Here is an 18,358-nt window from a genome sequence, read left to right as displayed (position 1 = left end):
CCCCCTCAACGGCGACAGTGTTGAGCGGCCCTGATGGACTGTCAATATTTTCGGAGATGATTCCGAAACATCAGTGAGGCCCGGCTTGATGGGCTGCGACCTGATCCCCCTGATCAGAGCCATGATTCGTCAGCGCGGGGCGACACACTATTCGCCACAGTTGCCGAGGAGGGGACAGGATGCAGGATCTCCATCCCGAATGTTTCGGATCCGCAAGCGACTTGCTGCGGTCACTGGACGGTCCGCAATCGGCGCGGCGGCTGTGCCACCGGTTCGGGCAGGCGCAGGGGCGCCAGGCCGGGGGTGATGCTGCCGAGCAGCGTGGCCCTGGAGGCGCCGGTGGCGCTGGGGTGGGTGCCGGGCAGGCCGTGGACCGTGAGGAATCCCAGGACGGCGAAGGCGAGGGCCTCCTTGGCGTCGGAGGGCAGGCCCAAGTCGTCACTGGGACGCACCGGTACGCCGGGCAGTTCCTCGGTGATCATGCGCATGAGCACCGGGTTGCGGGTGCCGCCGCCGGAGGCGACGAGCTGGGTGACCCCGTGGGCGCGGCAGGCATCGGCCACGGTCACGGCGGTCAGCCGGGTCAGCGTGGCCAGCACGTCGTCAGCGGCGGGCGTGGGCACGGCGTCGAGCGCCCGCTCCAGGTAGGGGAGGTGGAAGTGTTCCTTGCCGGTGGTCTTCGGGGCGGCCCTGCGGTAGTAGGGGTCGTCCAGGAGGACGCGGAGCAGTTGCGGGCGTACCCGTCCGGCGGCTGCCCGGCGCCCGTCCGCGTCGTAGGCGGCAGCGCCGTCCGTGAAGTGGTGGACGGCCGCGTCGAGCAGGGCGTTGGCGGGGCCGGTGTCGAAGGCCAGCGGTGCGGCGCCGGGCGCGAGGACGGTGACGTTGGCGATGCCGCCGAGGTTCAGCGCGGCGGGGGTGCCGGGGAGGCCGCGCAGCAGCAGGGTGTCGGTCATGCCGACGAGCGGGGCGCCCTGGCCGCCGGCGGCGACGTCCCTGCTGCGCAGGTCGGAGACGACGGGGAGCCCGGTGGCCTCGGCGATCCAGGCCGGCTGGCCGAGCTGCAGCGTGCCGCGGACGATGCCGTCCTCGACCCAGTGGTGCACCGTCTGGCCGTGCGAGACCACCAGGTCCGCGGCGCCCGCGCACAGCTCCCGCAGGGCCCGCCCGGCCGCGCCGGCGAAGGCCTGACCGATCCCGCTGTCCAGGGCACAGACGGCCTGTGCCGTCGTGACCGCCGGCGGCAGGACGGCCGCGACGCGGGCGCGCAGGTCGTCCGCGTAGGGAACCGAGAGGTGCCCGAGGAGCCGCAGGAGCAGGGTGTCGTCGTCCAGGGTGAGGTCCGCGGCGGCCGCTTCGATCGCGTCGTACGAGGTGCCCGACATCAGGCCGATCACCCGCATGGCGTCTCCCGTTCGGCGAGCGGAGTGGACTGCGGCTGGGGCATGGTGCCTCCGAGATGTCGGCCGGACGCGGGGCGCGGGCGGTCAGTTCGGGCGGGTGGCCGCCGTGACCCGGCCCTCGCCGGGGTCCGGATCGTTCGTGCCCACGCGGACCTCGGCCGGCTCGGGGGCGCGGTGCAGCAGGCTCATCAGGCCGCCGACGGCGAGGGTGACGACCACGCCGATCGGGACCAGCCACTGGGCGGCGATCGCCGTCGGGACGGTGGCGCCGGCCGTGGTCACGTCGATCTTCACCGCGCGCACGATGTACGTCATCACCGCGACGGTCACCAGGAAAGCCACGACGGAGTCGGCCTCGTTGGCGCGCCGCACGGTCCTGCCCAGCAGGAACGCGCCGAGCAGGGCGCCGTAGGTGTAGCCGGCGATGGTCAGACCGGTGAGGTAGACGTTGCCGGTGCCGGCACTGAAGGCACAGGCGAAGACCGCCATCAGTGCCGCCCACAGCAGGGTCATCACCCTGGCGAGCCTGAGCAGTGACGCCTCCGAGGGCGTGGTGCGGAAGAAGCTGTGGACGATGTCGGCGACGGTCGAGTTCGACATGGAGTTCAGCGCCGAGGACAGCGAGCCCATGGCGGCGCCGAGGATGCCGGCCACGAGCAGGCCGGAGATCACCACGGGCAGCCCGTGCAGGATGAAATTCGGGTAGAGGTTGTCGGAGCTGCTCAGGCCCAGTTCCTGGAAGCTCTTGCCCTCGTTGTACGACCACAGCAGCGCGCCGACGAGCGAGAAGGCCGCGAACTGGAGGGTGACGAAGACACCGGAGGCGACCATGGCCTTCTGGCCGTCGCGCAGGGAGCGGGTGGCCAGGACGCGCTGGACGATGAGCTGGTCGGAGCCGTGGCTGGCCATGGCGAAGATCGCGCCGCCGACGATGGCGGTGGGCAGGGCGAACGGGCTGGTCAGGATGTGTGCGAGGGTGAAGTCGGTGTCGAACAGCCGGAACCGGCCCGCATCCAGGGCGCGGGAGAAACCGGTGCCGCCGACGTGCGCGGACAGGACGGCGACGGCCAGGACCGCGCCGCCCAGGTAGAGCCCCATCTGGATGGCGTCGGTCCAGATGACCGCCTTGATGCCGCCGAGATAGGTGTAGACGACGGTGATCACGGTGAGCACGACGATGATGACCCGGTAGTCCGCGTGCACGCCGAACTCGTCGAGCAGCAGCTTGATGGGGATCGCGGAGGCGAACAGCCGGACGCCCTCGGCCAGGAGCCGGGTGAAGACGAAGGTGACCGAGGCCAGCCCCTGGAGTCGGCGCCCGAACCTGGTGCCCAGGTACTGGTAGGCGCTGACGAAGCCGCCCCGTTTGTACAGGGGGATGAGCGCGGTGGCGACGACGACGCGGCCGACGACATAGCCCAGGGCCAGTTCGACGTTGCCGAAACCCTGGCCGCTGTAGGCGCCGCCGGGCACGCTGATGACGGTGAGCACGCTGGTCTCGGTGGCGACCACGGAGAACGAGACGGTCCACCACGGCATGCTGCCCTCGCCGACGAAGTAGTCCTTCGACGTCTTCTGCCGGCCGGCCAGACGGAGTCCGAGCACGGCGATCGCCACCAGGTAGACGACGATCACCACGAGGTCGAGTTGGCGCACACTCTCTCCGACTGCTGCTGTCATGCGGCACGCCTTCGTGTCCAGGGATCCGTCACGTATGTCAACAAGTAACCATCCCTGGTGAGTCGCGCGGATACCTGACGCGCCGAACGGGTGCGGTTACCGTCACCAACGCCCCGCGCTCCGCACATGACGGACCGCCCGTTCGTGGGCGTCGCCCAGCGGGGCTCCGACGCCGCGTCCGGCGCCGCAGGCCACCGCAGGGCCGACGCCACACCGCTCAGTCCAGGGGTACGACCACCTCGCCCGCGCCCGTCGCGGTCGTGCCGCCGGCGACGCGGACGGTGAACGGGCGGTCGCTGCCGCGCGCGGTGACCCGCAGCCGGGCGCCCTCGCGGCGGACGGTGAAGGCGGCGGCCGGGGCGCCCGTCAGGTCGGGCACCGTCGTCTCGGCGGTGTAGTCCGGCGCGTCCGTGGGGTGGACCAGCAGGGTCGGCGTGTCCAGCCAGTCGCCGTCGGGGCGGCCGTCGTCGGAGGCGAGCGGCAGGAGGGCGCCCTCGCGGACGTACAGCGGCAGGCTGTCGTAGGCGTGCCGCTCGGTGCGCCAGACCGGGCCGGTGACCCGCTCGCCGGTCAGCAGGTGCGTCCAGGTGCCCCCGGGGAGGTAGACCTCGACCTCGCCGTCCTCCGTGAACACCGGCGCGACCAGCAGGTCCGGGCCGAGCATGTACTGGCGGTCCAGCGGCCGGCACGCCGGGTCCTGCGGGAACTCCAGGAGCATCGGCCGCATCACCGGGACGCCGGTGCGGTGGGCCTCGGCGGCGGCGCCGTAGAGGTAGGGCATGAGGCGGTGCTTGAGCAGCGTGAACTGCCGGGCCACCGCCACGGCCTCGTCGCCGAAGTTCCACGGCACGCGGTACGACGTGGAGCCGTGCAGTCGGCTGTGCGAGGAGAGCAGCCCGAAGGCGAGCCAGCGCTTGAACACCGCCGGGTCGGGCGTGCCCTCGAAGCCGCCGATGTCGTGGCTCCAGAAGCCGAAGCCGCTCAGGGACAGGGACAGCCCGCCGCGCAGGGACTCGGCCATGGCCTCGAAGGACGCCCAGCAGTCGCCGCCCCAGTGCACGGGGTACTGCTGGCCGCCCGCGGTCGCGGACCGGGCGAAGAGGACGGCCTCGCCCTCGCCCCGCTCCTTCAGCAGCAGTTCGAAGACGGTCCGGTTGTACAGGTGGGTGTAGTAGTTGTGCATCCGCTCCGGGTCGGAGCCGTCGTGCCAGACGACGTCGGTGGGGACGCGCTCGCCGAAGTCGGTCTTGAAGCAGTCCACGCCCTGGTCGAGCAGCGTCTTGAGCTTGCCCTGGAACCAGGCGCGGGCGTCGGGGCTGGTGAAGTCGACCAGACCCATGCCGGGCTGCCACAGGTCCCACTGCCACACGTCGCCATTCGGGCGGCGCACGAGGTGGCCGAGGGTGGCCGCCTCCTCGAACAGCGGGGACTTCTGGGCGATGTACGGGTTGATCCACGCGCTGACCCTGAGGCCCTTGTCCTTGAGGCGGGCCAGCATGCCCTCCGGGTCGGGGAATACGGCGGGGTCCCAGGCGAAGTCGCACCACTGGTACTCGCGCATCCAGAAGCAGTCGAAGTGGAAGACCGTCAGCGGGATGCCGCGCTCGGCCATGCCGTCCACGAAGGACGTCACCGTCGCCTCGTCGTAGTCGGTGGTGAAGGACGTGGTCAGCCAGAGGCCGAACGACCAGGCGGGCGGCAGGGCCGGACGGCCCGTGAGGGCGGTGTAGCGGGCCAGGACCTCCTTGGGAGTGGGGCCGGCGATCACGTAGTACTCGAGGCTCTGGTCCTCGACGCTGAACTGCACCTGGCCGACGGACTCGGAGCCCACCTCGAAGGAGACCCGGCCGGGGTGGTTGACGAAGACGCCGTAGCCGCGCGAGGAGAGGTAGAACGGGATGTTCTTGTAGGCCTGCTCGCTGCTGGTGCCGCCGTCGGCCTGCCAGATGTCGACGACCTGGCCGTTCTTGACGAACGGGGTGAAGCGCTCGCCGAGGCCGTAGACCTGCTCGCCGACACCGAGCGCGAGCTGGGCGAGGACATGGTGCGCGCCGTCCTCGGTGGTGGCGAAGGCGGTGCCCTTGGCGCCGGCCCGGGTCACCTCCCGCCCGTCCGGGCCGTGGAAGGCCAGGGCCCAGGGAGCCGCCTCGTCCAGACGGAGGGTCAGCGGGCCGCTGGTCAGCTCCGTGACGGTGCCGTCGCGGCGCACGGCGCCCGCACCGTCCGGCTCGGGGGTGAGGGCGAAGTCCGGGCCGGGGTGGCGCTTGCCGGCGTGGTGCGTGACCCGGACGCCGATGACGCCCTCGGCCGGCGAGAAGCAGTCGACCGTGAGGAGCGGCGCGTTGAGCGTGTCCCCTCTCCGGGTCACCTTCCGCACGGCGGCATAGGCAGTGAAGCGCTTCGATTCACTGCGTACATCGCGTGCCTCGGTGGCGTACGCGATCTGCACGCCGTCGCGGACGCGCCAAAAGCCGTTGGTGAACTTCATGTTCTTCCCTCGGGGGAGCTGGACGGGTGGGAGTGGGGCGCTGAGGCGTCGCCCGGCCGTTTGATCGTACACAGGACAGGTCCCCGGCGGACCGGGTCGAACGGTGGAAAAATCTCTCTGACCTGCCAGGATAAGGGTTTTCTCGGCCATCGTCGTGACGGACTGTGAACGAACGGGCATCTGCCCGGGTCTGGCGCCGGACCCGCGCATGGCGTATTAGTCATGCCAATAAACAAACGCGTCCGGCAGTGCCGCCGGACAGTAGGAAGCAAGGGCCACGCATGTCGAAGCGCTTCAATAGACGCTCCCGCAGTGCCGTGCTACCAGTCGCAGCCGCCTCCGCCCTGGTCGCCGGGGCCGCGCTGACAGGCTGCGGTCAGCAGCGCGACAGCTCCGTCTACACCGTGCTGAACTCGTCGACCGACGAGACGTACCACCGCTGGGACGCGCAGGCGATGGCCCGCTGCGGCAAGCAGCTGGGCGTCACCGTCGAGCAGCAGAGCGTCCCGGCGGCGCAGGTGATGACGAAGGCACTGCGGATGGCGTCCTCCAAGTCGCTGTCCGACATCGTGCAGTTCGACGCATCGGAGATGCCGACGTTCGCCGAGGCCGGCGGACTGATCGACCTCCGCACGCTCGGGCTGGGCACCGAGGACATCCCGCAGGGCATCGTCAACTTCGGCTCGTACAAGGGGACGTACTACGGAGCCGCCCGGTCGGTGAACACTCTCGCGCTCTTCTACAACAAGGACGTCCTCGACCAGGCGGGTCTGCAGGTGCCCGCCACCTGGGCCGAGCTGCGACAGACGGCGAAGGAGCTGACGCGCGGGAAGCGGTACGGCCTCGCGCTCAGCGCGGGCGGCGCCGAGGACGGCGTCTTCCAGTTCACGCCGTTCATGTGGTCCAACGGCGGGGACGAGACACGGCTCGACGGGCCGAAGGTGGTCGAGGCGCTGGACTACTGGAAGAGCCTGCTGAAGGACGGCTCGCTGTCGAAGTCGACGGTGGGCTGGACGCAGGCCGACGTCAACGACCAGTTCATGGCGGGCAACGCCGCGATGATGATCAACGGCCCGTGGCAGGTCGAGACGCTGAACACCAGGAAGTCACTGCACTGGGGCATCGCGCGGATCCCGGTGCCGAAGGCGGGGGAGAAGTCCGTGGGCCCGCTGGGCGGTGCCGTGCTCACCGTCCCGAACACCGGTGACGAACGGCGGGAGCGGATGGCGGGGAAGATCGTCGCCTGCCTGTCGAGCGAGCGGGAGCAGCTGACGTACGCGCGCAACAGCTGGATGGTCCCGGCCAACGAGAAAGCCGCCGCCGCATGGCGCAAGCAGGTGCCCGAGCTGGACGCGCTGGCCGACCAGGTGGCCGCGGCCCGGTCCCGTACGGCCGAGCTCGGCGCAGGCTGGTCGGGCGTGTCGCTCGCCCTGCAGAGCGCCTTCCAGGCCGCCCTGACCGGCCAGTCCAGCCAGGCCGCCCTCCAGCGCGCCCAGCAGCGGGCCACGAGCGGGAACTGAGGAACGCGCAGATGACCACGTCCACCGTCACCGCACCCACTGCGGTGTCCGAGGCCGGCCGACCGGCCCCCGCCCGGCTCCGGCGCCGGCGCAGGCTGGCCCAGTGGGGGTTCGTCGCCCCTGCGGTCCTCTTCATGCTGCTGTTCTTCGGCTACCCGCTCGTCCGCAACGTCGTGATGAGCTTCCAGCACTACACGCCGACGACGTTCTTCACCGGCGAGGCGCCCCTCAACGGCTTCGACAACTGGTCGAAGGTCTTCCAGGACGCCCTGTTCGGCAAGGCGCTGTGGCACACGCTCGTCTTCACCGCGGGCTCACTGCTCGGCCAGTTCTGCATCGGCCTCGCCCTCGCCGTGTTCTTCAGCCGGAGGTTTCCGCTGAACGGCGCCCTCCGCTCGCTGATCCTGCTGCCCTGGCTGGTGCCCATGGTGGTCTCCGGCATCGTGTGGCGACGCATCCTCGACCAGGACACGGGGGTGCTGAACTCCTTCCTCGACACGCTCGGCCTGGGCGGCCACACTCCATGGCTGACCAGTCCGCACATGGCGCTGCTGTCCGTCATCCTGGTCAACATATGGATCGGCATCCCGTTCAACATGGTCATCCTGTACGGCGGTCTCCAAGAGGTCCCCCGTGAGCTGTACGAGGCGGCCGCCCTGGACGGCGCCTCCGCCTGGCGGACGTTCCGCTCGATCACCCTGCCGATGCTCCGGCCCGTCATCACGGTCGTCCTCGTCCTGGGCTTCATGTCGACGGTCAAGATCCTCGACCTGATCCTGGCCCTCACGGACGGCGGCCCCGCCGACGCCACCCAGACCCTGGGCACGCTCACCTACCAGAACTCCTTCGTACGGCTGGACTTCGGGGCGGGCGCCGTCGTCGGCAACGTACTGATCCTGATCTCCGCGGTGTTCGCGGTGTTGTACCTGCGGGCCAACCGCACCGAGGGGAAGTGACCGACGATGGCCGCTGAGAACGCCAAGCCGTCTGCCGGCAAGCGCCGTTGGGGCTCCACCGTGGCCGGTGTGCTCGTCCTGTGCGTGATGCTGTTCCCGCTGTACTGGATGCTCAACACGGCACTGCAGCCCGAGTCCGGGCTGCTGGAGGTCGATCCCGTACCGCACAGCCTGAACCTGTCCGGCTTCTCCAAGGCGCTCGGCGACCAGGGCGGCCACCTGCTGACGTCGCTGGTGGTCTCGCTCGGCGCGGTCGTCGTCTGCCTGGCGATCGCGGCTCCGGCGGCGTACGGGCTGGCGCAGTTCCGGCTGCGCGGCACGCGCACCCTCGTGTTCGGCACGCTGATCACGCAGATGGTGCCGGGGATCGTCATCGCCAACGCGCTGTACACCTCGTACGTCGATCTGGGCCTGGTCAACTCCTACGCCGGCCTGATGCTCGCGGACGCCTCACTGGGCATCCCCTTCTCGATCGTGCTGATGCGGTCGTTCATGCTGTCCATCCCCGGCGAGGTGATCGAGGCCGCGCAGATGGACGGGGCGGGCCGGCTGCGCACCTTCGTGCAGGTGGTGCTGCCGATGAGCCGCAACTCCCTGATCACCTCGGGCCTGTTCGCGTTCCTGTTCGCGTGGAGCGACTTCATGTTCGCGCTCACCCTCAACACCACCGACGACGTCAAGCCGATCACGCTGGGCGTCTACCAGTACATCGGCGCGCACGTGGGCGACTGGGGCTCGGTGATGGCCGCTTCCGTGCTGTCCGCGATCCCCGCCGCCGTCCTGCTCGTCCTCGCGCAGAAGTACATCGCCGCCGGCATCACCGGCGGATCCGTCAAGTGACTTCCGGAGCACCGCACATGACCGACTCCCAGGCCTTCCCCCGCTTCCCCGGGGGGTTCGTCTTCGGCGCCGCCACCGCCTCCTACCAGATCGAGGGCGCGGTGGACGAGGACGGCCGCGGCCCGTCGATCTGGGACACCTACAGTCACACCCCCGGCCGGGTGGCGAACGGCGACACCGGTGACGTCGCCTGCGACCACTACCACCGCTACCCCGAGGACATCGCGCTGCTGCGGGAACTCGGCGTCGACTCCTACCGGTTCTCGATCGCCTGGCCGCGGATCGTGCCCGACGGCTCCGGCCCGGTGAACCCCAAGGGACTGGACTTCTACTCCCGTCTCGTCGACGAACTGCTCGCGGCGGGCATCGAGCCGGCCGCCACCCTCTACCACTGGGACCTGCCGCAGGCCCTGGAGGACCGGGGCGGCTGGCGGGCCAGGGAGACCGCCGAGCGGTTCGCCGAGTACACGGCGGCCGTCGCCGCACACCTGGGCGACCGCGTACCGCGCTGGATCACCCTGAACGAGCCGTGGTGCAGCGCTTTCCTCGGCTACTCCGTCGGCCGCCACGCCCCCGGCGCCCAGGAGGGCCGGGGCGCGCTCGCCGCCGCCCACCACCTGCTGGTCGGGCACGGACTCGCGGTCGGGGCACTGCGGGCGGCCGGGGTGCGCGAGGTGGGCATCACCCTCAACCTCGACCGCAATCTGCCCGCCACCGACTCCGCCGCCGACCGGGCCGCCGTCGTCCGCGCGGACACCCAGCACAACCTGGTGTGGACCGAGCCGCTCCTCGGGGGCCGCTACCCGCGGACCGAGGAGGGAACCTGGGGCGAGCTGATCAGCGGCCAGGACTTCCGGCGCGACGGCGACCTGGCACTGATCGGGCAGCCGCTGGACTTCCTCGGCATCAACTACTACCGGCCGGTCGTCGTGGCCGACGCCCCGCACCGGGAGACCGATCCGGCGCGGCGCACGGCGACGGACAACCGGTACGCGGAGGTACGGCTGGAGGGGGTTCGGCACACCGCGATGGAGTGGCCGGTCGTCCCGGACAGCTTCACCGACCTCCTGGTGGAACTGAAGGAACGGTACGGCGACGCGCTGCCCCCGATCCACATCACGGAGAACGGCTCCGCCGAGCACGACGAGGTGAGCGCGGACGGTGCGGTGCACGACAGCGACCGCGTCGCGTACCTGCGCGAGCACCTCACCGCGCTGAGGGCGGCCCTGGACGCGGGCGTCGACGTGCGCGGGTACTACGTCTGGTCGCTGCTGGACAACTTCGAGTGGGCCCTCGGCTACGGCAAACGGTTCGGCATCGTCCGCGTGGACTACGACACGCAGCGGCGCACGCCGAAGGACAGCTACCGCTGGTACCGGGCACTGATCGCCGCCCAGCGGGACTGACGGCACCTGCGCTCCCTAGGGCGGCGTCCCGCCATCGGCTTGGTTGCGCAGGCCCCGGTACTCGGTGGGTGTCATGCCCGTCGCGGTGCGGAAGGCGCGGGTGAAGTCGGAGGCCCTCGGGTAGCCCCAGCGGGCCCCGATCGCGCTGACGGGCGTGGCCTGGAGCAGGGGGTCCGCCAGGTCCCGGCGGCAGCGGGCGATCCGTTCCCGGCGGATGAACCCGTTCACGGTCGTGCCGTGCACCTGGAAGACACGGTGCAGGTAGCGCGTCGAGATGCTGTGCGCCGCCGCGACCGCGGCCGGACCCAGGCCGGTGTCGTGCAGGTGCCGGGTGATGAACGCGGTGATCTGCTGGTACAGCGTCGCCAGGCGGCTCTCCGGGGGCAGCACGGACGTACGGTCGGCACGCCGGGCGATGACCGCCGCGGCGAGGTCGACGACGGTCGTGCCGAGCCTTTGCCGGTCGGGGGCGGTGAGGTCGGATTCCGCCTGCGCCAGGCTGGCCAGGGTCTGGCGGAAGACGTGCCCGACGCCGTCGGCCGCGCCGAGGGCCGTCCCGCACAGCGGGGCGACCACGCGGTCGGGCAACGGCATGAGGCGCCTGGGGAACTGCAGAACCAGGGAACCGCAGCTGCCCGGGCCGCGGGCCGACGCCTCGAAGGGCCGGGAGCTGTCGTACAGGACGATCTCACCGGGGCTGACGACGGTGTTGTGCCGCGCCTGCTCGATGCCCTGCCGCCCCGAGGTGATGACGGCGATCTGGTACAGCTCCGGGTCCGACTCACGGATCAGGCGCGGAGAGCGGTAGCAGACCAGCTGCGCGTACGAGATCGCCGACACCTGTACCGGCCCCAGCGCCATGGCGCGGATGTGCGCCCCGAAGTTCGCGGGGTCGGGAAACCGGAAGCGGGTTGTCACCAGGGCCAGGGCGGTCGTCTCCGCCCAGGCGGTCGTTCGCTCGGCGGGCGGCAGGCAGGAGGTGTCCAGGACGGTCATCATGACGTTTCCCCGTGGCGTCACCGGTGTTGCTCGTGGTCACCCAGCACTCTCTGCCGCTGCGGGCTGCCGACGGAAGACGCTTCTTCGTCAATCGGCGTGTGCGCTGTGTGCCAAGCAGTGTGCGCCGTGTGCTCACGACGCCGGGGGCGGCGAGCGGGCAGGCTCGGAGCGCACCGCCGGTTTCCGGGCGGTGTGTCCATGAGATGGGAGGATTCTTCGTGCGGACGTCACACAAGGTCGGCCTCGCCGCGGCTGCCGCGATGTTCGGTCTGGCCGGCATGCTCGCCCCCGCCGCCTCTGCTCAGCCCCGGGCGACGGCGGCTCCGTCCGACTGCCCGAAGTACTACTTCTGCGGCTACAAGGAGGCGAACTTCAAGGTACTGGCCTTCAAGTTCAAGGACTGTTACCTGCAGGAGATCCCCGACGGTCTGAACAGCGGCGGGTCCTGGTACAACAACCAGTCGGCGGGGACGAAGGCCCGCATGTACGACAAGAACAAGAGGCTCATCTACACCACGCCGGGCGCCCCCTCCTCGGACGCCCACGGCGACTGGGGCCCCGTCTGGTACATCGACGCCTGCTGACCCCACGCGCATCCCGGCCGGGGCGCCCTACGGGGGCCCCGGCCGCATGAGTGTCCGACGCGGTCCGGTCCCGTCAGGCCGACCGGGACGGCGCAGGCTCCTCGTCCGTGGCGAGCCGCGCATGGCGTTCCACGTCGCACCGCACGCCGTCGTACTCCAGCCTCTGGCGCTCGATCCCCTCCACGGAGAAGCCCGCGGCCCGGGCCACCCGGCAGGAATCCGGGTTGTCGACCCGATGTCCCGACTCCAACCGGAAGAGTCCCGCGTCGTCGAAGGCCCGGCGGGCCAGCGACCGGCAGGCCCGGGCCACCGGTCGGCGGCGTCCAGCGACGCAACCACAACCCCGGGGACGCTTCCAAGCGATCACGCATCCCGCAAGTCTCTCGCAGCTGAGACCAGCAGTCGGCTGGGTTGGCGGAGATCCCCCGGCTCGGGCGCTCGAGCGCTCGGGCGGCGGGCAAGGTGACGGCAGCCAGCGGGGCGGAGAATGTGGGTATATGACCCTGTATACGAGGTCTATCCGGGAGGTGTGATGACTGAGCAGCCGGTGCTTCTTCCTTACGCCGACCCGGCCTTCGTGGCGGATCCGTTCCCGCTCTACCGGCGGCTGCGTGAGGGCGGCCCGGTTCGGCGGGCGGTCATCGCCGGGGGCTTGGACGCCTGGCTGGTCACACGGTATGAGGACGGGCTGGCCGCGCTGTCCGATCCGCGGCTGAGCAGCGATGTCCGGGACGCCTCGGACCCTCGCCTCATCGAACAGCTGCCCGAGTTCGAGCGGGAGTCGATGATGAGCACCATGCTCCGCTCCGACCCGCCCGACCACACCCGGCTGCGCCGCCTGGTCTCGAAGGCGTTCACCGCACGCCGGGTCGCCGAGCTGCGGCCCCGGATCCAGGAGATCACCGACCGGCTGCTGGACGCGGTGGTGCCGGCCGGCCGGGCCGAACTCGTGGCCGACTTCGCCCTGCCCCTGCCGGTCACCGTCATCAGCGAGCTGCTCGGCGTCCCCGTGGACGACCGGCACGACTTCCAGCGGTGGACCGACGCCATGCTCGTCCGAGGCGAGCAGATGCCCGACCCGGCCGTCGTCGACGAGGCGTGGCAGCGGATGCGCGCCTACGTGACGGCGCACCTCGAAGCCAAGCGTGCCCGGCCGGGAGACGACCTGCTCAGCGCGCTGATCAGCGCCCATGACGAGGAGCAGCGGCTCAGCCACGACGAACTGATCGCCATGACCTTCCTGTTGCTGGTGGCCGGGTACATCACCACGGTGAACCTGATCGGCGGCGGCATCGCCGCGCTGCTCGCCCACCCCGACCAGTTGACCCTCCTGCGGGATCACCCGGAACTGCTCCCCGACGCGATCGAGGAGTTCCTCCGCTACGACGGCCCGGTCAGCCCAGGCATCGCCCGCTTCGCCCGCGAAGACGTCGAGATCGCGGGCGTGACCGTCCCGCGCGGCGCGACCGTACTCATCGCGGCCGCGATCGCCGACCGTGATCCGGCCCGGTTCCCCGACCCCGACCGGCTGGACATCACCCGGCGCGACAACGGCCACCTCGCCTTCGGGCACGGCATCCACTACTGCCTCGGCGCACCACTCGCCCGGCTGGAGGGCCGGATCGCCATCGGAACGGCACTGCGCCGCCTCCCGGACCTGGCCCTGGCCGTACCGCCGAGCGAGCTGACCTGGCGGCCCGGCGGTCTGCGCGGCCCGGCGCAACTCCCGGTCACGTTCACCCCGGGCGGCCGAGCGGACTGACCCCCGGAAGCCTTGCGCCGGGTGCCGTACAGGGCCGCCCACCAGCTGGGCCGCTGGTTGCACCGCCTACCGTTCACCGCCACCTCGGCCCGGTCCGCGACGCGCCCGCTACGCGCTGACTCCCGTCAGGGTGTGCGTGAGGTGGTCGGCGAGGTGGGGCAGCCAGTCGGGCCGGGCGTTGCCGAGGAGGTGGTCGCCGTGCGGAACGGAGAGGTACGTGCCGCGGGGTGCCGTGCGGGCCAGCGGCTCGCCGTTGGTCACGCCCGGTATGACGTCCCGGCCTCCGTCCACGACCAGCAGCGGCGCCGCGATGCGCGGTGCCAGCGGGGCGAGGTCCACCCGGCGGGCGAACTCGCGGGCGGCGCCGGTCCCTCCGGTACGGCGGGCCATGATGTCCCTCACCGGTGCGGGCAGGTGCTCCCAGTCCAGGCGGAAGGGACCGCTGACCGTCGCCACCGCGGCCACGCGCGGCTCCAGCGCCGCCGCGCGGGCCGCGAAGAAGCCGCCCAGGCTGAGGCCGACGAGACCGATCCGGGTGACGCCGAGCGCGTCGACGACCCGGCCCACGACCTGCTCGTAGTCCGGCCGGAGCGTCGTCGTCGCGGCGAGCACGCCCTGCCCGGGGCCGTCCATCGCGAACACCGCCAGGCCCCTGGCCAGCAGTGCGGACGCCAGGTCGAGGAACTCCTCCTTGGCCGAGTCCAGGCCGGGGACGACGACCACCGTGCCCGGTCCGCCGGCGGGGCCGCGCAGCCAGCCGGTGAATTCTTCCCCGCTCACGCGCCGCGCACCGGACTCCAGCAGCGCCAGACCGCGGCCCAGGGCGTGGTCCGCCTCGACGGCCGCAGGCCCGGCCTCCCCGTCGGGGGCGAGCGTGGCCAGGTGGAACCAACGGGCCGCCGTCAACAGGTGCCCGCCCGCCGAGACGGCGGACCGCGCCTTCTCCGCGCGCTCCAGGTGGGCCTGTCCGGTGTGCACGAACGCCGGCCCCCAGTCGGCGAGGGAGGTGAGAGCCTCGGTGACGCGACGGTATTCGTGAGGGTCGACGCCCGCTCCGGTGGCGCGGGTCCACTGGGCGGCGGCGAAATCGGCGGGGCTCACCGTTCCGCTGATCAGTCTTCGCATGCCGAGAATGCAACCCGCGCCGCCGCGCCGCGATCCAACAACGAACACGCGCGGCCGACAACTATCGGTTGTCACCTAAGGTCCGGGACATGGATCTTGATCTGGCGCAGGTACGGGCCTTCGTGTGCGCCGCCGACGAACTGCACTTCGGGCGGGCGGCCGGGACGCTCGCCCTCACCCAGCAGGCCCTGTCGAAGAGGATCGCGCGCCTGGAGTCCCTGCTCGGCACCGCGCTGTTCCACCGCGGTGGCACCGGCGTACGCCTCACCGAGGCCGGGCAGCGTTTCCTCCGGCCGGCCAGGCACACTCTGGCCGCTGCCGAAGCGGCGGTCGCGGCAGCGGTCGGAACGGACCGTCCGCTGCGCGTCGACGTCTGGGGACACCTCTACGCGCCGATGCGAACCCTGGCGCAAGTAACGGACGGCGCAGGGGAGTTGGTGCTGGGGCACGGCCGCGACCTGCCGTCGGTGATGGCGGCGCTGCTGAACGGCGACATCGACGCCGCATTCGGCCGGGTCCACCCTCCGCTGCACCCGGGGCTGACACACCGCCTCGTCCGCCTCGAACCGGTGGACGCCGTCCTGAGCGCGGAGCATCCGCTCGCGGCCGAACCGGCCCTGCGGCCGGAGCAGTTGCGCGACAGCGTCCTGTGGGCACCCGGAGCCCTCGAACGGCTCGACTTCCTCCACCGGTTCGCCGACCGGTTCGGCATCCGGGACACAGCCACGAGCGTCAACCTGGGCCTCACCCACTTCCTCGCCGAGGTGGCCGAGGACCCGCGGCGTTTCTCGCTGCTGCCCGCCGACGTGCCCCTGCCGGACATCCCCGGGCTGCGTTCCGTCCCGCTGGTTGACCCCACACCGCTGTACGCGTGGTCGCTGCTGTGGCGCACCGGCACCGGGCACCCGGGACTGAAGAGCCTCACCGCCGCCTGCGCCGCGCGAGCGGGCCGGCACCGCTGGCTGGAGTACGACCCGGCACGCGACTGGCTGTCCGAACCGCCCGCGAAGCCCCTCGACTGACGCTCACCTCGACGGGGACGCCTCCGGTGGTGCCGGCCGGACCGTCGACACGGGTCGGCAGCAGGCGTACGCGCGTGTGCCGATCGGTGGCCGACAACGCGGGCGTCCCCTCCACCAGCGGGTTCGAGGGCACCGCAGCTACTCAGCCGGGAGTTGAGTACGGCGACGCATGATCACGGGCCCGGCCGATGCCTACCGTGGCCTGCATGAAGACGGATCCGACCCTTGACAGCACCACATCCGGCAGCGAAGGCCGCTGGATCGGCTGCTGCGCCTTCGCGGCGATCGCCATCGTTGCCCTGTTGGCCTACGGTGCACTCGCGCTGGACAACCTGCAGAAGGGGATGGACGGGTACGGTCAGATGGAACAGGACGGTGCATCGGGCAGCGTGACCGAACCCCTCGGCCCCGGCTCAACGGCCCGCTACGAAGACGGCCTCAGGGTCACGGTCGGTCCGCCGCACGCGGAGGCCGGCGGCGCCTACGCCTTCTCCGTGACCTATGAGAACGGCACCGACGACGAACTGCTCCCGGGGGGTGAGTCACTCGAAGACAGCGTCCTGGAGTATGGCCCCGCACCGCTCGTCGTCCGCCCCGGCAAGCCGCGCGACGACTACGTCAGCGACTACGACCTGACCGTGCTGGACCGGGAGAAGACCGCCTCCCTGCTGATGCCGCCGCTCGCCGAGGGGGAGACGCGAACCGTCCCCGTCCGCATCAAGCCGACCCGGGCCGGAATCCCCGTCACCGTCGAGGTGGCCGTACCCGACGCCGACTACCGGGAGACGGCTTACTTCCAACTCACCGCGAGCTGACAGGTGACGTCAGCTGTCCGACGTGGCCGCGCTGTCGGTGCGGTCCGCGGTGTGGGCCTCCTCCGTGACGGCCCAGGCGGTGAGGGTGAGGACGCCGACGGGGGGGGGTGGCGGAAGGACTTGCGCCCGGTGTGGTGCAGGCGCACGTTGTGCTCGGCCCAAGCCGTGCGGAACTCTCCGCTACGGGTCACGAGTTCGCCGATGAGCCCGGTCAGCTCACGGTCGTGCGGGGCACACCCGGCCTCGGTGCGCAGCAGGGACACGGTGGTGTTCACGGACTCCTCCCACTCCGGTAAGAAGTCGTGGCCCTGCGGGTGGAGGAACTGACCCGTGGGCGCTGTCCGGCAGCGGGTCGCGGGAGCGCCGGGCGGGGCGCTTGGCGGCGGCGCGGGCGAGGTCGTAGAGATTTTTCTTCGCCGCCCTGACCTGCGATTACCTCGATATCGGCAGCTGCCGGCGCCCCGGCGCCCCGGCGGCCCACGGTATCGGGACCGTAACGGCCGCTGACGGACCGGCTGACCCAGCCTAATTCATGCCGGTTTGTTCGAGGAGTCGTCCCATAGGGAGTGGTACGACTCCGACGAGCGCCGCTTCGGCGTCCCGGTCGCGCTCGTCTGTGAGGCGGCTACGGGCGGCCCCGTGTGCTGTGGCCGTTTCCCCGCCCGGAGGGCCGGGGTATCTACGGAGCGATTCCTCTGACCGGGACGCCGCGGCGCGGACGAAGGGGGCGGGACAGTGAAGTTGTGGAGCGCCCAGACCTTTCTGCTCAGTACGGCGGCCGCTTTCCTCGTCGCGAACGTCACCGCGTTCGTGATCCGGCGGCGTACCGATCGGACCGTGACGCGATTCCTGGCTGAACTCGGCGAACACCCCGGCGCCCTCTACCCGGCGGCACTGTTCACCCATGGCTACGGCCGCCACGACTCGGCCGTCACCGGTTGGGCGGCGGTCCACCGGGCCCGGCGCCCGCTCCCGGACGGCGAAAGCGACCACCCGATCACGGCACTGGCGCGGGGTGTCGTCGAACGGGACGGCGGAGTCGAGGACATCACCGAGGTCACCGGCCAGGAGGGTTTCTTCCACGAGCACTGGAAAGAGGCCACTTGGCTGATGGACCGGCTGCCCCGCAGCGGGGACGACATCATCGACCTGCGCGCCGAGTTGATGGCCTACCCGGCCGCAGCCGTCTCCGGCTGGATGGCGTTCTCCGTGTTCGCGTACCTCACGGCGAGCCTCAAGGCCGAGGGCGCCGGGCTCGACGTCGTGGACGCGGACGACCCCGCGGCCGCCTACGGAGGAGCCATCCTGATCGGGCTGCTGCTGTGGCTGGTCGGATTCTTCGTGATGCTCGCCGTGCAGGCCGCCCTGTGGTCCCCCGCCTACGGGCGATGGCTGCAACGGGTACGCGACCGCGGGGCTCACGTGCTCCGACGGGAACTGGGGGAGGCGTACGACGACTTCCTCGCCGATCTGCGCCAGTCCAAGTCCGCCACACTCCGCCCCCCGATACCACCACGTCGAGGCACCGGCCTCCGCGCCTGACGGGACCTGGGTCACGGAGTGGTGGAGACGGGCTCCTTGGCCGGCGGCGGAGCGGGCGAGGGCGGCCGACGCGTCGAGATGAGCGACGGCTTCGTCCTCGTCGATGTCCTCACCATCGCCCGACGCAACTGGGAACTGTTCCCGTTGACGGAGCTCTTGCACTCGACGACCGCGTCCGAGGGGCGTAGCCACCACCCGGCACCGACTCGAAGGCGCCAC

16 protein-coding genes are annotated in these 18,358 nt (G+C 71.1%); 9 read left to right on the top strand and 7 right to left on the bottom strand.

Annotation, left to right across the window (positions count from 1 at the left end; all coding sequences use genetic code 11):
* Positions 1-230 precede the first annotated feature (230 nt).
* From ACIP4Y_RS37915 to yicI, 3 genes are all read right to left on the bottom strand, one after another.
* Positions 231-1,400, bottom strand: a complete 1,170-nt coding sequence (locus ACIP4Y_RS37915) for an anhydro-N-acetylmuramic acid kinase (RefSeq protein WP_401401548.1) — start codon at positions 1,398-1,400, stop codon at positions 231-233.
* A gap of 84 nt (positions 1,401-1,484) precedes the next feature.
* Positions 1,485-3,056 carry a sodium:solute symporter gene (locus ACIP4Y_RS37910; RefSeq protein ID WP_401401640.1) on the bottom strand — a complete coding sequence of 524 codons (1,572 nt, stop codon included), beginning with the start codon at positions 3,054-3,056 and terminating at the stop codon, positions 1,485-1,487.
* 241 nt (positions 3,057-3,297) lie between these two features.
* A complete protein-coding gene (gene yicI, locus ACIP4Y_RS37905; protein WP_401401545.1) occupies positions 3,298-5,568 on the bottom strand; it encodes an alpha-xylosidase in 2,271 nt (756 codons plus the stop codon).
* A gap of 281 nt (positions 5,569-5,849) precedes the next feature.
* On the opposite strand from yicI, the gene ACIP4Y_RS37900 reads away from it, so the two are divergent.
* From ACIP4Y_RS37900 to ACIP4Y_RS37885, 4 genes are read left to right on the top strand one after another with little or no spacing between them, the layout of a single operon-like run.
* Positions 5,850-7,088: an ABC transporter substrate-binding protein gene (locus tag ACIP4Y_RS37900; RefSeq protein ID WP_401401542.1), complete on the top strand. Its 1,239-nt coding sequence runs from the start codon at positions 5,850-5,852 to the stop codon at positions 7,086-7,088.
* 11 nt (positions 7,089-7,099) lie between these two features.
* Positions 7,100-8,044 carry a carbohydrate ABC transporter permease gene (locus ACIP4Y_RS37895; RefSeq protein ID WP_401401539.1) on the top strand — a complete coding sequence of 315 codons (945 nt, stop codon included), beginning with the start codon at positions 7,100-7,102 and terminating at the stop codon, positions 8,042-8,044.
* Positions 8,045-8,050: 6 nt separating this feature from the next.
* Positions 8,051-8,884, top strand: coding sequence for a carbohydrate ABC transporter permease (locus ACIP4Y_RS37890; protein ID WP_401401536.1), 834 nt, complete (start codon positions 8,051-8,053; stop codon positions 8,882-8,884).
* A gap of 17 nt (positions 8,885-8,901) precedes the next feature.
* Positions 8,902-10,290 carry a GH1 family beta-glucosidase gene (locus tag ACIP4Y_RS37885; RefSeq protein ID WP_401401533.1) on the top strand — a complete coding sequence of 463 codons (1,389 nt, stop codon included), beginning with the start codon at positions 8,902-8,904 and terminating at the stop codon, positions 10,288-10,290.
* 15 nt (positions 10,291-10,305) lie between these two features.
* On the opposite strand, the gene ACIP4Y_RS37880 is transcribed toward ACIP4Y_RS37885, so the two are convergent.
* A complete protein-coding gene (locus ACIP4Y_RS37880) occupies positions 10,306-11,289 on the bottom strand; it encodes a helix-turn-helix domain-containing protein (RefSeq protein ID WP_401401530.1) in 984 nt (327 codons plus the stop codon).
* Between the two features lie 218 nt (positions 11,290-11,507).
* On the opposite strand from ACIP4Y_RS37880, the gene ACIP4Y_RS37875 reads away from it, so the two are divergent.
* Positions 11,508-11,873 carry a hypothetical protein gene (locus ACIP4Y_RS37875; protein ID WP_358645956.1) on the top strand — a complete coding sequence of 122 codons (366 nt, stop codon included), beginning with the start codon at positions 11,508-11,510 and terminating at the stop codon, positions 11,871-11,873.
* 73 nt (positions 11,874-11,946) lie between these two features.
* On the opposite strand, the gene ACIP4Y_RS37870 is transcribed toward ACIP4Y_RS37875, so the two are convergent.
* Positions 11,947-12,393, bottom strand: a complete 447-nt coding sequence (locus ACIP4Y_RS37870; protein ID WP_401401637.1) for a GNAT family N-acetyltransferase — start codon at positions 12,391-12,393, stop codon at positions 11,947-11,949.
* 12 nt (positions 12,394-12,405) lie between these two features.
* Between ACIP4Y_RS37870 and ACIP4Y_RS37865 the strand changes: the two genes are divergently transcribed.
* Positions 12,406-13,635, top strand: a complete 1,230-nt coding sequence (locus ACIP4Y_RS37865; protein ID WP_401401526.1) for a cytochrome P450 — start codon at positions 12,406-12,408, stop codon at positions 13,633-13,635.
* Positions 13,636-13,743: 108 nt separating this feature from the next.
* On the opposite strand, the gene ACIP4Y_RS37860 is transcribed toward ACIP4Y_RS37865, so the two are convergent.
* Positions 13,744-14,760 carry an alpha/beta hydrolase family protein gene (locus tag ACIP4Y_RS37860; RefSeq protein ID WP_401401523.1) on the bottom strand — a complete coding sequence of 339 codons (1,017 nt, stop codon included), beginning with the start codon at positions 14,758-14,760 and terminating at the stop codon, positions 13,744-13,746.
* Positions 14,761-14,849: 89 nt separating this feature from the next.
* Here ACIP4Y_RS37860 and ACIP4Y_RS37855 point away from each other — a divergent pair, with 89 nt between their 5' ends.
* Complete coding sequence (locus ACIP4Y_RS37855; protein WP_401401520.1) at positions 14,850-15,782, top strand: LysR family transcriptional regulator; 933 nt, start codon at positions 14,850-14,852, stop codon at positions 15,780-15,782.
* A 206-nt stretch (positions 15,783-15,988) separates the two neighbouring features.
* On the top strand, positions 15,989-16,597 hold the full coding sequence (locus ACIP4Y_RS37850) for a hypothetical protein (protein ID WP_401401517.1): 609 nt from the start codon (positions 15,989-15,991) through the stop codon (positions 16,595-16,597).
* On the opposite strand, the gene ACIP4Y_RS37845 is transcribed toward ACIP4Y_RS37850, so the two are convergent.
* Positions 16,573-16,872 carry a hypothetical protein gene (locus ACIP4Y_RS37845; protein ID WP_401401514.1) on the bottom strand — a complete coding sequence of 100 codons (300 nt, stop codon included), beginning with the start codon at positions 16,870-16,872 and terminating at the stop codon, positions 16,573-16,575. The two genes, ACIP4Y_RS37850 and ACIP4Y_RS37845, sit on opposite strands and share 25 nt — an antisense overlap.
* A 562-nt stretch (positions 16,873-17,434) precedes the next feature.
* On the opposite strand from ACIP4Y_RS37845, the gene ACIP4Y_RS37840 reads away from it, so the two are divergent.
* The gene (locus tag ACIP4Y_RS37840; protein WP_401401511.1) at positions 17,435-18,139 is read left to right on the top strand and encodes a hypothetical protein; all 705 of its coding nucleotides are present in this window, start codon (positions 17,435-17,437) and stop codon (positions 18,137-18,139) included.
* The last annotated feature ends 219 nt before the right edge of the window (positions 18,140-18,358 follow it).

Source organism: Streptomyces sp. NPDC088810, assembly GCF_044750305.1.
Taxonomy (GTDB): Bacteria; Actinomycetota; Actinomycetes; order Streptomycetales; family Streptomycetaceae; genus Streptomyces.
Note: the sequence above shows the minus strand (reverse complement) of the source record. Positions and strands in the feature narration are given on the sequence as shown.

Excerpts from the sequence above, each read along its gene's own strand:
- ACIP4Y_RS37885 (WP_401401533.1), top strand. The coding sequence starts at position 8,902 with ATGACCGACTCCCAGGCCTTCCCCCGCTTCCCCGGGGGGTTCGTCTTC.
- yicI (WP_401401545.1), bottom strand. The coding sequence starts at position 5,568 with ATGAAGTTCACCAACGGCTTTTGGCGCGTCCGCGACGGCGTGCAGATC.
- ACIP4Y_RS37855 (WP_401401520.1), top strand. The coding sequence starts at position 14,850 with ATGGATCTTGATCTGGCGCAGGTACGGGCCTTCGTGTGCGCCGCCGAC.
- ACIP4Y_RS37880 (WP_401401530.1), bottom strand. The coding sequence starts at position 11,289 with ATGATGACCGTCCTGGACACCTCCTGCCTGCCGCCCGCCGAGCGAACG.
- ACIP4Y_RS37850 (WP_401401517.1), top strand. The coding sequence starts at position 15,989 with ATGAAGACGGATCCGACCCTTGACAGCACCACATCCGGCAGCGAAGGC.
- ACIP4Y_RS37900 (WP_401401542.1), top strand. The coding sequence starts at position 5,850 with ATGTCGAAGCGCTTCAATAGACGCTCCCGCAGTGCCGTGCTACCAGTC.
- ACIP4Y_RS37895 (WP_401401539.1), top strand. The coding sequence starts at position 7,100 with ATGACCACGTCCACCGTCACCGCACCCACTGCGGTGTCCGAGGCCGGC.
- ACIP4Y_RS37890 (WP_401401536.1), top strand. The coding sequence starts at position 8,051 with ATGGCCGCTGAGAACGCCAAGCCGTCTGCCGGCAAGCGCCGTTGGGGC.
- ACIP4Y_RS37915 (WP_401401548.1), bottom strand. The coding sequence starts at position 1,400 with ATGCGGGTGATCGGCCTGATGTCGGGCACCTCGTACGACGCGATCGAA.
- ACIP4Y_RS37860 (WP_401401523.1), bottom strand. The coding sequence starts at position 14,760 with ATGCGAAGACTGATCAGCGGAACGGTGAGCCCCGCCGATTTCGCCGCC.
- ACIP4Y_RS37865 (WP_401401526.1), top strand. The coding sequence starts at position 12,406 with ATGACTGAGCAGCCGGTGCTTCTTCCTTACGCCGACCCGGCCTTCGTG.